The sequence below is a fragment of the Pseudoxanthomonas sp. PXM03 genome (genome assembly GCF_014852005.1).
Classification (GTDB): Bacteria; Pseudomonadota; Gammaproteobacteria; order Xanthomonadales; family Xanthomonadaceae; genus Pseudoxanthomonas_A.
On sequence record NZ_JACVAU010000002.1, the window covers coordinates 248,989 to 261,415 of the forward strand.

Genomic DNA, 12,427 nt, shown 5'->3' on the forward strand with positions numbered 1-12,427 from the left:
GATGAACGCCATGCCCACCCCGCCGCAGTACCTCGTGGGAGCCGGCCATCCGGCGCGCGACCGGGAGACGGTGCTGTCGTTGTGGCGTGGCAACCTGGGCCAGGATGCCCGGATGACCGCGAAGTACGAGTGGTTCTACCTGCGCTGCCCGCATGGCGAGCCACTGTTGCAGTTGCTGCTCGATGTCCCGACGCAGACGCACGTGGGCACGGCATCCGCAGGCAGGCGCCGCCTCGTGTGGCAGGGGCGGGAACTGCGCGGGGGCGTGCTCGTGGACCTCGCCGTGCTGCCCCAGCATCGTTCACTGGGGCCCGCACTGATGCTGCAGCAGGGATTGATCGCGGCTGCGGGTGAGGCGCTCGATGTTCTCTACGGCTTCCCGAATCCCAAGGCCGCTCCGGTGTTCAAGCGGATCGGGTATGCCCAGTCCGCGCATCTGGTGCGCTACGCACGCGTGCTGCGCCACGCCCACTATCTTCGCAGCCGCCTGCCAGGCTGGCTCGCGTCGCCCGCAGGCTGGGTGGCCGACAGATTGGTCGCGCTTCGCGATGCATGGTCGCGCCTGCGCGGCCCGGCGTTGCGCTCGGCATGGACGGACCAGGCCGACGCCCGCATCGATGCCGTGTGGGCGGACTCCCACAAGGGTGACGATGTCATGGCGGTACGCGATGTCGGCCATCTGCGCTGGCGCTTCGACGAATCTCCGCTGGCGACCACCCGCTATCTGCTGGTGAAGCGCGCACGCGACCGTGCCCTGCAGGCCTGGTTCGCCGTGCAGCGCATCGAGGGTACGCTGCATGTGCGCGACTTCTGGTCTCTCGACGGCGCCAACGGCATGGCGGCCATGCACGTGGGCGAGCTGCTTCGTGCCGCGCGTACGCTGGGCTGCGCGGCTGTCTCGGTGGAGATGTGCACCTCGGACGCGCAACGCGCGGGATGGCAGGCGCTGCATTTCGTCGAGCGCGGACGGAGACCGGTGTTCACGCGCTGGAGTTCGTCAGACGAACCTGCAGCCGCCGCATCGCTGTTCCTGACCTCGGCGGACGAAGACGAATAGCGCGCGCGGCGGCACCCGTGCCCGACAGCATCAGGCCAGGCGGCGCGCCTGTCGACGGAACAGGTACAGGGCCAGCCAGTCTTCGCGGAACCGTCCCCTGGCATCGACCACCGCGTCGGTTTCGAAGCCGGTCCGGCCCAGCAGCCAGCCGACGCCCGGCGTCGTGGGATTCAGTACCGGCACGCTGGTGAACAGCAATTCGTAACCGGCTTCCCGCGCCCGCTGCGCGATGGCGGCATCGAACGATCCATGGGGAAACGACATCGACTCCGCACTGGCATGCGTCTGCCCCAGATGCTGGGCGAGCGCTGTACGTGCGCCGGCAAGTTCCGCATCCAGATCAGCCGCAAGCCTCATCGGTGTATGGGTCTTGCCATGCAGGCCCAGGGCAACACCCCCGGCTTCAAGCTGATGCAGTTCCTCGACAGTGACCATGTGGCGGTGCCCATCATCGAGCCGCGCCATGAAAGGCTCCAGTACGCGCACGCGGACATCCGCCTCCAATGCTTCGAGACGCGCGATCACTTCGCGCAGGGCACCGATGGTCTCATCGACCTCGGCCCCTGGCGCCTCGCCAGCCGGCAACGCAGCCGCCAGTTCGCGCACACCCAGCGCTCCGCGTCGCCAGGCGCCGATGAGGCGTTCCTGGAAGAAAGGCTGCCGGGTTCCCACCGCGTCCGCCACCACGAACAGCAGCGCCGGCAAGCCCGCCCGCTTCAACGCGGGAAGCGCGTAGTGGGCATTGTCGGCCCAGCCGTCGTCGAAGGTGATCAACAGGGATCTTGGCGGCAGGGGCGCGCCTGTCCTGCGCGACGCCAGCACCTGCTCCAGCGATACCACGCTGTAGTGGCGGCGGAAGAACGCCAGCGACTGTTCAAGCCAGCGCGTGGCCAGCGTGTAGTCGGGATCGCAGGTCGCCCAGCGCGGATCGTCCGGACTCAAGGTACGATGGAACATCACCACCGTCAGGCTGTCGGCGTTGCGCAGCCGGTGATAGAGGCCGAGCAATCCGCTCGTGTACAACAGCTTCTTGGAGACGTCCTTCAGCATGGCGCCCGACATCGAAGTTTCAGTGATTATACCGACGTACAACCGTCGGGACCTGTTGCCGCGCGCCATCGATTCCGTGCTGGCGCAGACCCGCCGCGTCGACGAGATCATCGTGGTGGACGACGGCTCCACCGATGGCACGGCCGACATGCTGGAGGCGCGCTACGGCGAACGCGTGAAGCACGTGTGGCAATCCAACGCAGGCGTATCGGCCGCACGCAACCATGGCCTCCGCCTCGCCCGTGGACGCTATCTCGCCTTGCTCGACAGCGACGACGAGTGGTTGCCGGAAAAGACGGCACTGCAGGTCGCCTTCCTCGAATCCAGGCCGGACTTCGGCATGGTCGTCTGCGACGTCGAGCGCATCGATGGCGATTACCGGCACATCGACGTCTTCCACCGCCGCGAGGTGATCCGCGAGGATGGCTGGGCGCTGCGGTGGCTGTTGCACAACCCGGCATTGATTCCCGCGTCGGTCATGGTCCGCCGGCAGGTGGTGGACCAGCTGGGCGGGTTCGATGAGGCATTGCGCACTGCCGAGGATCTCGAATTCCACCTGAGGGTCGCACGTCACTGGCCGATCGGTGTCGTCGAACGGGCACTGGTGCGCGCGATGCGGGGCCATGATGGCCTTTCGGCGGCGAGCAGCACGTACGACGACTATGTCCGCGTGGTCGAAGCCGCTGTCGCTGGTGCCCGCGGCACGCTTGACGACGGCGAACTGGACGCCGCGCTTGCCGGCACCTATCTGCGCAATGCGCGCGGCATGCTGATACGCCGTCGCTGGGTTGCGGGCGCCAGGCTGGCCAGCCGCGCCTGGCGGCTCTCGCGGGACAGGGGACAGCGTCGCGAAATCCTGGCCCTGTTGCCGTTCGGCTTGAAGCGCTTCCTGCGCGGCCTGCTCCCGGCCGGCTGAATTTCCCTTCCGCATGCGCGGCCGCTCAGCGCGCGCCGCGGCCGAACAGCACGACCTCTACGGTCTGCAGCAGGATCATCACGTCGAACACCAGACCATGGTTCTTGACGTAGAACAGATCGAACTTGAGTTTCTCTTCCGCATCGCGCACTGACGCACCGTAGGGGTAGCGCAGCTGCGCCCACCCGGTCAGACCGGGCTTGACGCTGTGCCGCACGCCGTAATAACGCACCTCATCGTTGAGCATGTCGACGAAATGCGGACGCTCCGGTCGCGGCCCCACGAAGCTCATGTCGCCGCGCAGCACCGCGATGAGCTGCGGCAGTTCGTCCAGGCGCGTCTTGCGGATGAAGCGTCCCACCCGCGTGCTGCGGTCGTCATCCTTGCTGGCCCAGATCGCGACACCGCCCTTCTCGGCATCCACCCGCATGCTGCGGAACTTGGTCAGCGTGAAATGCCGCCCACGCTCGCCCACGCGAGTCTGGCTGTAGAAGACAGGCCCGCCCGATTCGAGCCAGACAGCAAGGCCCACCAGGACCATCAGCGGCCAGCTGACCAGCAACAGCGCGCCCGCCGCCAGCAGGTCGAAGAAGCGCTTGCTGAGGCGACGTGGCGTGGAGTAGTCGAAGCCCCCCGAGAACACCAGCCAGGACGGGTCCACCGCGTTGAGCTGCACCATGCCCGCTTCGCGTTCGAAGAAGCTGGACAGGTCGACCACAGATATCCCCTGCTGTACGCACTGGAGCATCTGCTCCATGGGTAGCCCGCCACGACGTTCATCGGGCGCGATGACCAACTCGTCGATCAGCAGGCGTTCGGTCAGGGCATGCAGGCCTTCATCCCCCATGTGGACCAGCATGTCCTCGCGCACCAGCACGGGCTGGCCCGGCACCGGCACGAATCCCACGACCGAGAACGTGCGACGGTCCGAGCGGCGCCGCATGCAGGAATTGATCAGGTCCGCGTTGCGACCTGCACCGAGAATCAGGACGCGCTGCTTGAGGACGTCCGAATGGAACACCCGCACCCACCCGATGCGGACCAGCACGATGCCGACCACCCCGATGCCCAGCGAGATGGCCAGCACGCCGCGACCGAGATACGCAGGAGGCACCAGGTAATACAGGACAACGAGCGCGATGCCGCCAAACGCGAACGAAAGCGCCAGACGCAGGACGAAGTCCATGCGCGAGTGCCGGACGTGGGTCTGGTAAAGGCCGAAGGCGGTCATGGAGCCGGTGATGGCCAAGGCCACCAGTGCCGCGCGCCACGGTGTCTGTTCCAGGAACATCACCTGGTATTCCGGATCCGTGTGGAAGCGGATCCACGCCGCCGCCATCACGGCTGCGAACAGTACGACCACTTCCCCCAACCACAGGAACCGGATCACCCGGTCCTTGCGGCTCTTGTGCGCTGCCTTCATCGACGCCCCCTGCTGCCGTACCGGCCAGCACCCTCGGCCCGTACCGCGATACGTTTCATTCCGTCGCCACGCGGCCATCCCTTCCCGGGAAAACCATCGCTCTGGCGCCGGTACGTCTTCTTACTTCCGACACACCTCCTCGAACGTGACTTTCCGCCAGTGCCGGACACGGGAACGAAAAAAGGCCGCCCCGAAGGGCGGCCTCTGGTCGCAACAGGGGAAAACGGCCGCGCGTCAGCGGCGGACAACGCCCCTTCGGTAACGTGCAGCGGGCGCCTGCCGCCAGCGCGGCCGCTCGCGGACCGCCGGCAGCGTGGCCGGCGCAGGGGTGGCAATGGCCGGTTGGGACGCGGTCACCGGCTGTGCCGCCGCTCCGGACGCGCGTGAGGGGATCAACGGTTGCGACCCATTCACCCGGATCGGGTCGGAGACCTGGTCGATGTCGAACTGTTCGAACGCCCCCACGTCGATGCGGTTCTCCAGCAGAAGACGGGCGTGCGCATCGCCCATCGCGAGTTTGGTCCGCAATGGCGGATCGAAGGCCGGCAGCAGCTGCGGCGACGGGAACGGGAAAGCGGTTGGCGTCACGGGCGTATTGTTGCCCGCGTTCAACAGGGGACTGCCCGCGCGCGGACGAAGGTTGCGCTGCGCCAGATCGACGAACATCGGGTCGTTGCCGCGCAGCGTGCCCGTCCATTCCGTCGGCACCATCGCCGCCGCCGTCTGCACCCAGTTGTTGGAGCCGGCGACCTTGCGGCCATCCGACCAGGGCTCCCTGCTCTGCGGCCCACAGTACGGCGTGTCGACGTTGCTGGCCGGATTCTCGCGGACGATGCTGGGCGCACTGCCCGCTGCCGGCTGATAGATCACATTGTTGTGCATCTCCAGCGAGCCCTGTCCCAACTGGACCAGCACGGCGTTCGCCGTGCCGGAGCGGTCCATCAGGATGGTGTTGTTCACCAGGCGCGTGCGCCCCTGGTTGCGTCCGTTGAGATCGCCGCCAATGCGCAGCGCATTGCCCGAACGACTCGTCGAACGATGGATGATGACGTTGCCGACGAGCTCGGCGTCTTCGCGCCGGAGATCCGCCGTCCAGCCGGACTTCTGCGTTTCGCAGTCGGGTCCGATCAGCTCGACTTCGTGCAGGTCCGAACCCTCGATCCAGTTGTAGTGGATTTCGGCACGCTGATGGCGTACGCGCACCAGGACGCCACCCGTGGCGCTGTGCACGTAGTTGTAGCGCATCCTGAAGACGGTGTCCGGATAGGCCACTTCGTCGGACTGCATGTAGATCGCGTGCCGGCGGTCACCCTGACCCGAGCGGGCGATCTCGCTGTATTCGAGCGTGAACGAACCGGAGTTCTGGTCGGCGCCCAGGATGCCGTGCGAGGGACAGTCATGCACGTAGGCATCGCGTACCGTGGCGTTGTGGGCTTCGCTGAAAATGCAGGAGCTCGTTCCGCCGGTCACCTCGAAGCCTTCCAGCACGACGTGGTTCGACTGCTCGAACTTGATGGTATGGGTGCCCCCCGAAAGCACCGGCCGGGTTGCCCCGGCGACACGGCGCCACCTGATCGTCACCGGGCTGGCTTCGGTACCGCTGTCATCGCTGCCCACCACGATATTGCCGGCGTAGGTCGCATTGCCGTCCACTTCGACGATGTCGCCAGGCGCCAGATTGACGCTGCTGAAGAGGGTCGTGAGCTGCGTATAGGTGCGCCCCGGGCCGACGTTGTAAGTCGCGGCAGCCGCGCTCAAGGGGACAGCCGCCAGCAGCCCCAGCCCAAGCAAGGGTTTTGAGAAATGCATCAAATGGACTCCCGCGATTGCTCGCGTTCTGTTGTTTCCCCTGCCCGATCATTGTCCCGACGCGGGCGTGAACAGCCTGCTAATCCGGGCCTTCATTAAGCGCTGCGGATGAGACGCGCGCCCCATTTCGGTGATCGGATCTGCCTTCAAGTACGCGAAGGACCGTCGAAGACGGCCGCAGGCGTCGTGCCCAAGGAATCTTTCCATCAGGTTATTGACGGGTGAAATTCGTTCGTGCAAAATTCCGCTTCTAACGAAACGCGCCCGTAGCTCAGCTGGATAGAGTACCTGGCTACGAACCAGGCGGTCGGGAGTTCGAATCTCTCCGGGCGCGCCATTTTCGAAACAGGCTGACTTAGGTCAGCCTGTTTTTTTTCGTCCGCGAGAAGAGGAGCATCGCTCCAGCTCATGCGGACAAAAAGAAGCCCCGCAATGCGGGGCTTCTTTCATCAACTGGCGGAGTGAGAGGGATTCGAACCCTCGATAAGGCTTTTGACCCTATACTCCCTTAGCAGGGGAGCCCCTTCGGCCACTCGGGCATCACTCCGGTTTTTGTCGCACGTTGCAGCCACGCTGCAGCGGCCGCCTAGGATAGCGGCTCACCGCGCAGGCGGCAAACAAATTCACTCCGAAGTGACGTTTTCAGACCCTGCAGGCGAAGCGATCTCTTCGCCGCGCTGGATGCGCTGGTAGATTTCTTCGCGATGCACGGCCACATCCTTGGGCGCGGTGATGCCGATACGCACCTGGTTGCCTTTCACGCCAAGCACGGTCACCGTGACCGAATCGCCGATCATCAGGGTTTCGCCGACACGGCGGGTCAAGATCAACATGTTTCTTCTCCGTAATCCGGCAAAGGATAGTGCCGGGGGCGCGCCGGCCTTGTGAAAACCGGCCGACTGCTTCCTGGTACATTCATGAACTTAAAGCATGGTAGCGGCCGGAGGCACACGGCCGCAAGCGCCGAATGAGCCCATGGACGGGTCAGGCGAGGCGTTGCTGGACCCATGCGGGGACACCTTTGAGGGCCGCAGCAAGGGCGGGCCCGTCCTCACCACCACCCTGGGCGAGGTCCGGGCGACCACCGCCCTTGCCCCCGATCTGACCGGCGATATGTGACAGTAGTTCCCCCGCCTTGACCCGGCCGGTTGCGGCACCGTTCACGCCCGCCACCAGTGCCGCCTTGCCGTCCGCGGTGCCGGCGAGGACGATCACGGCGTCACCCAGCTGCTGTTTCAGTCGGTCCATGGCATCGCGAAGCGCCTTGGCGTCGAAGCCTTCCAGCCGTGACGCGAGTACGCGGACGCCGGCGATGTCGACCGCCCCCCCGGCCAGGTCGGACGTGGCGCTGGAGGCCGCCTTTGCCTTCAGGGACTCCAGTTCGCGCTCGAGTTTCTTCTGCCTGTCGGCAAGGGCCCGGATCTTCTCGACCACTTCGCTGGCGTTCCCGCCCAGAAGGGCTGCAGCTTCGGACAGCCGGCGCTCCTCATCCGCCACGTAATCCAGAGCACCCTGCCCCGTCACCGCCTCGATGCGTCGCACCCCTGCGGATACGCCACTTTCACCGACCAGTTTGAACAGGCCGATGTCCCCCGTGCGTCCGACGTGGGTGCCGCCACACAGCTCCGTGGAATAGCCGCCCATCTTCAGCACACGCACGTTCTCGCCATATTTTTCGCCAAACAGGGCCATGGCACCGAAATCCAGCGCCTCCTGCATGCCCATGTGATGCACTTCGGCCTCGTTGTTGGCACGGATCTGCGCATTGACGCGGCGCTCGATCTCGGCCAGCTCCGCGGGCGTCATCGGCTGGAAGTGGGAAAAGTCGAAGCGCAGGCGATCCGGCGCGACCAGCGATCCCTTCTGCTGCACATGGGTGCCCAGCACTTCGCGCAGTGCCGCATGCAACAGGTGCGTGGCGGAGTGATTGAGGATGGTGCTGACGCGACGCGCCGCATCCACCGACGCCACGACGTGGTCGCCCACCTTCAACGAACCCTTCGCGACGCGACCTGCGTGGCCGTGGAACTGGCCAGCGAACTTGAGCGTGTCCGCGACATCGAACTCGACACCCTGCTCGGCCAGCACGCCGGTGTCGCCGACCTGGCCACCGGATTCCGCGTAGAAGGGGGTTCGGTCCAGGATGACAACGGCCTCGTCACCCGCCTGCACCGCCTGCACCGGGCGCCCGTCCTTGAGCAGCGCGACAATCTCCAGGCCGCCGGCATCGAGCTGGTCGTAACCCAGGAATCCAGTAGGCGAAAGCTGCGCCACCAGGTCGGCAGGCAGACCGGTCGTCGAGGTGAACTTGCCGGCGGCACGCGCGGTTTCGCGCTGCTGCTCCATCGCGGCATCGAAACCCGCCATATCCACGGTCAGCCCACGCTCACGCGCGATATCGGCGGTCAGGTCGACCGGGAAGCCATAGGTGTCATAGAGCCGGAACGCGTCGACGCCCGGGATCACGCCATCGGTGACGCGAGAAGCCACATCATCAAAGATGCGCATGCCCGAATCCAGGGTCTCGGCGAAGCGCTCCTCCTCGGCCTTGAGTGCACGCTCGACGAGCTCGCGAGCGGCGGGCAGTTCGGGATAGGCATCGCCCATCAAGTCCGACAGCGTGCCGACCATTTTGTGGAAGAACGGCTGCCGCACGCCCAGCATCCAACCATGGCGCAGCGCGCGGCGGATGATCCTGCGCAGCACGTAACCACGCCCTTCATTGGAAGGCAGCACGCCATCGACGATGAGGAAGCTGCAGGCGCGGATATGGTCCGCGATCACGCGCAACGACTTGTTCTCGAGGTCGGCCGTACCGGTCAGCTCGGACGCCTTGCGGATCAGGCCCTGGAACAGATCGATCTCATAATTCGTGTGGACATGCTGAAGCACGGCCGCCAGGCGCTCCAGTCCCATGCCGGTATCGACACAGGGAGCCGGCAGCGGTATCAGCGTGCCGTCGGGTTGCCGGTCGAACTGCATGAAGACGTTGTTCCAGATCTCGATATAGCGATCACCATCTTCATCCGGCGAGCCCGGAGGACCACCCGCGATGTGGTCGCCATGGTCGTAGAAGATTTCAGTGCAGGGACCGCAGGGGCCGGTATCAGCCATCTGCCAGAAATTGTCCGATGCGTAAGGGGCGCCCTTGTTGTCGCCGATGCGCACGATGCGTTCAGCGGGCAGGCCGATCATGTCATGCCACAGGTCGTAGGCTTCGTCATCGGTGTGATACACCGTGACCAGCAGGCGGTCCTTGGGCAGCTTCCAGACCTCGGTCAGCAATTCCCAAGCCCAGCCGATGGCTTCCTTCTTGAAGTAATCGCCAAAGGACCAGTTGCCCAGCATCTCGAAGAAGGTGTGATGGCGGGCCGTATAGCCGACTGAGTCCAGATCGTTGTGCTTGCCACCTGCGCGAAGGCAGCGCTGCACGTCGGCGGCGCGTACGTAACTCCGCTTCTCGGCGCCCAGGAACACGTCCTTGAACTGCACCATGCCGGAATTGGTGAACAGTAGCGTGGGGTCGTTGCCGGGCACGAGTGAGGCAGACGGCACGATGGTATGGCCCTTCCCGGCAAAGAAATCGAGGAAATCCTGGCGGATCTGGCGGGTGCTGAAGATATTGGGAGTGGTCATCTGGCAGGCATTGGCTGGAAGGCGCATCACCGCGCCGCGCTCTCCGCTACATGCGGGTGAGGCGGGGTGGAAGCAACCCAATGCCCTAGATTATCAGGCCGCTCCGTCCCAGTCCTCCGCCTCCAGCCGACTTGCGGCACGGATGGCGGCGCCATCGAAGCCGCGCCGGATCAGGAAATCAGCGATCTTGCGCCGTTGAGCCTGGTCGATCTGGCGGGCTGGACCGAAACGACGGCGGACGAGGTCGCACGCCGCTTCGGTCCAGTCGCCATCGAAGGTGGCCATGGCCGCCGCTACTGCCTCGCGATCCAGCCCATGCGTGGACAGCTCAGCCCTGATCCGTAGCGGACCATAACCACCCGAGGCCCGGCTGCGGACAAGGGCCTCTGCAAAGCGCGTGTCGCTCTGCCAGCCCTCACCTGCCAACCGGTCCACGGCCGATCGCACATCGGCCGCTTCCACTCCACGGGACGTCAATTTGCGGGACAACTCCCGCCGGGAATGCTCCCGACGGGTCAGGAGTCCGAGCGCGCGCTGCAGGGGCGTCTGCTCGACCGGCTTGCGACGGCGGCGTCCCGTCCCCGGTGCATCTCCTGCTTCATCGACCATGACACGCGCCCATCTCACCTGCCGCGATGCTTATTCGCCGTCGTTGTCCGCACTTTCTTCGCGCTGCGCTTCAGCGGGCTGGAACTTCTCACGCAGTTCGGCTTCGAGCTTGGCGGCGATGGCGGGGTTCTCGCGCAGGAAGGTACGGGAATTGTCCTTGCCCTGGCCGATGCGCTCGCTGCCGTAGCTGTACCAGGCGCCCGCCTTCTCCACCAGCTTGGCTTCCACGCCCATGTCGATCAGTTCGCCTTCGCGACTGATGCCTTCGCCGTAGAGGATCTCGGTGACGACCTGCTTGAACGGCGGCGCCAGCTTGTTCTTGACCACCTTGATCTTGGTCTGGTTGCCGATGATCTCGTCGCCCTTCTTGATGGCACCGATGCGGCGGATGTCCAGGCGGACCGAGGCGTAGAACTTCAGTGCATTGCCGCCGGTGGTGGTCTCCGGGCTCTGGCCGGGCATCATCACGCCGATCTTCATGCGCAACTGGTTGATGAAGATGACGGTGGTGTTGGAGCGCTTGATGTTGCCGGTGAGCTTGCGCAGGGCCTGGCTCATCAGGCGCGCCTGCAGGCCGGGCAACTGATCGCCCATCTCGCCCTCGATTTCAGCCTTCGGCGTCAGCGCCGCCACGGAATCGATGACCACGATGTCGATGGAGCCCGAGCGCACCAGCATGTCGGCGATTTCCAGCGCCTGTTCGCCGGTATCCGGCTGCGACAGCAGCAGGTCATCCACGTTCACGCCCAGCTTGGCGGCGTAGATCGGGTCCAGCGCATGCTCGGCGTCGATGAATGCTGCCGTGCCGCCTTGCTTCTGGCACTGGGCGATGGCCTGCAGGGTCAGCGTGGTCTTGCCGGAGGATTCCGGACCGTAGATCTCCACCACACGACCACGCGGCAGTCCGCCGATGCCCAGGGCGATGTCCAGCATCAGCGAGCCGGTGGGGATGATTTCCACGGGCTCGATGACCCGGTCACCCATGCGCATCACCGAGCCCTTGCCGAACTGGCGCTCGATCTGGGTCAGTGCGGCGGAAAGGGCGCGCTTCTTGTTCTCATCCATTGTCGTGGTCCTAGTCAAGGTGGTCAGGTGCGATCAGTGTGGGGAGCGGCCATCGCACAGGCTGCGACGGAACGGGCATGGGAGAAATTAGTTGCTCGCGGGGGGCTGCCGGGATCGGCGCTCACCGCAGTGGGAAGTCGGGAAACACCGCGTTTCGATGCAGGAAGGCATCTCGACCGATCTCGCGCCAAGCGTCACCGGTTCGGCCTCACCAACCCGCAGTACAGGCCTTCGATGGCGAAGTCCTGATCGGGCAGCACCTCGATGGGGGCATAGTCGGGATTGCGTGGCAGCAGACGGATGCGGTCCTTGCCGATCTTCAAGAGCTTGACGGTGATGGCGTCGTCGATCCGCGCCACTACGATCTGGCCGGAACGGGCGTCACGCGTGCGGTGCACCCCGATCAGGTCGCCGTCGAAAATGCCCTCGTCGCGCATCGAGTCACCTTTGACCTTCAACAGGTAGTCCGGCGCGGGCGCGAAGAAGGCGCGATCCAGCAGCACGTAATCGTGGTGCCCTGCGTCCGCGCCGATCGGCGAACCCGCCGCTACCTGCCCCAGTACCGGGACGCGCAGGCCATCTTCATTGGCGGCGGGAAATGCGAGGTCCGACTGGGGGGGCATCGGTGCCTTGAGCAGGCGGATGCCGCGCGCACGGCCGGGGACCCGTTCGATGGCCCCCGCCTGTTCCAGCGCCTCCAGGTGGTATTGGGCGGCACGCACGCCCTTGAAGCCGAAGGCCTTGGCGATTTCCGCCTGCGAGGGCGGCATGCCCTCGGCTTCCAGCCGTTCGGCAATCAGGGCGAGGATGGCGTGCTGGGTATCGGTCAGATCCATGGTTAGTAGTAATACTACTAACTTCG

Annotated in this window: 10 protein-coding genes and 2 tRNA genes; 3 read left to right on the plus strand and 9 right to left on the minus strand. The window is 65.3% G+C overall.

Annotated features, from left to right (window positions below; translation table 11 throughout):
* The first annotated feature begins 1 nt into the window (after position 1).
* Positions 2-1,057 carry a hypothetical protein gene (locus IB223_RS09930; RefSeq protein WP_192201512.1) on the plus strand — a complete coding sequence of 352 codons (1,056 nt, stop codon included), beginning with the start codon at positions 2-4 and terminating at the stop codon, positions 1,055-1,057.
* Between the two features lie 30 nt (positions 1,058-1,087).
* On the opposite strand, the gene IB223_RS09935 is transcribed toward IB223_RS09930, so the two are convergent.
* Positions 1,088-2,119, minus strand: a complete 1,032-nt coding sequence (locus IB223_RS09935) for a polysaccharide deacetylase family protein (protein ID WP_192201513.1) — start codon at positions 2,117-2,119, stop codon at positions 1,088-1,090.
* Here IB223_RS09935 and IB223_RS09940 point away from each other — a divergent pair.
* On the plus strand, positions 2,106-3,023 hold the full coding sequence (locus IB223_RS09940; RefSeq protein ID WP_192201514.1) for a glycosyltransferase: 918 nt from the start codon (positions 2,106-2,108) through the stop codon (positions 3,021-3,023). The two genes, IB223_RS09935 and IB223_RS09940, sit on opposite strands and share 14 nt — an antisense overlap.
* A 25-nt stretch (positions 3,024-3,048) precedes the next feature.
* Here the strand turns inward: IB223_RS09940 and IB223_RS09945 are convergent, their stop codons facing one another.
* Together IB223_RS09945 and IB223_RS09950 are read right to left on the minus strand one after the other, a co-directional pair.
* On the minus strand, positions 3,049-4,446 hold the full coding sequence (locus IB223_RS09945; protein WP_192201515.1) for a TIGR03013 family XrtA/PEP-CTERM system glycosyltransferase: 1,398 nt from the start codon (positions 4,444-4,446) through the stop codon (positions 3,049-3,051).
* 234 nt (positions 4,447-4,680) lie between these two features.
* Positions 4,681-6,255, minus strand: coding sequence for a right-handed parallel beta-helix repeat-containing protein (locus IB223_RS09950; protein WP_192201516.1), 1,575 nt, complete (start codon positions 6,253-6,255; stop codon positions 4,681-4,683).
* 260 nt (positions 6,256-6,515) lie between these two features.
* On the opposite strand from IB223_RS09950, the gene IB223_RS09955 reads away from it, so the two are divergent.
* Positions 6,516-6,592 (plus strand) — tRNA-Arg (locus IB223_RS09955).
* A gap of 117 nt (positions 6,593-6,709) precedes the next feature.
* Here the strand turns inward: IB223_RS09955 and IB223_RS09960 are convergent.
* The 6 genes from IB223_RS09960 to lexA all read right to left on the minus strand — a co-directional run bounded on the left by IB223_RS09960 (position 6,710) and on the right by lexA (position 12,401).
* Positions 6,710-6,802: transfer RNA gene (locus tag IB223_RS09960), tRNA-Ser, on the minus strand.
* A gap of 76 nt (positions 6,803-6,878) precedes the next feature.
* Positions 6,879-7,088 (minus strand): carbon storage regulator CsrA, encoded by a 210-nt coding sequence (gene csrA, locus IB223_RS09965; RefSeq protein ID WP_142124622.1) that lies wholly within the window; start codon positions 7,086-7,088, stop codon positions 6,879-6,881.
* Positions 7,089-7,239: 151 nt separating this feature from the next.
* Positions 7,240-9,891, minus strand: a complete 2,652-nt coding sequence (gene alaS, locus IB223_RS09970) for an alanine--tRNA ligase (RefSeq protein WP_192201517.1) — start codon at positions 9,889-9,891, stop codon at positions 7,240-7,242.
* Positions 9,892-9,984: 93 nt separating this feature from the next.
* Positions 9,985-10,500 carry a recombination regulator RecX gene (gene recX, locus IB223_RS09975; RefSeq protein ID WP_192201518.1) on the minus strand — a complete coding sequence of 172 codons (516 nt, stop codon included), beginning with the start codon at positions 10,498-10,500 and terminating at the stop codon, positions 9,985-9,987.
* Between the two features lie 30 nt (positions 10,501-10,530).
* The gene (recA, locus tag IB223_RS09980) at positions 10,531-11,565 is read right to left on the minus strand and encodes a recombinase RecA (RefSeq protein ID WP_192201519.1); all 1,035 of its coding nucleotides are present in this window, start codon (positions 11,563-11,565) and stop codon (positions 10,531-10,533) included.
* Between the two features lie 194 nt (positions 11,566-11,759).
* Positions 11,760-12,401 (minus strand): transcriptional repressor LexA, encoded by a 642-nt coding sequence (gene lexA, locus IB223_RS09985; protein WP_192201520.1) that lies wholly within the window; start codon positions 12,399-12,401, stop codon positions 11,760-11,762.
* Positions 12,402-12,427 lie beyond the last annotated feature (26 nt).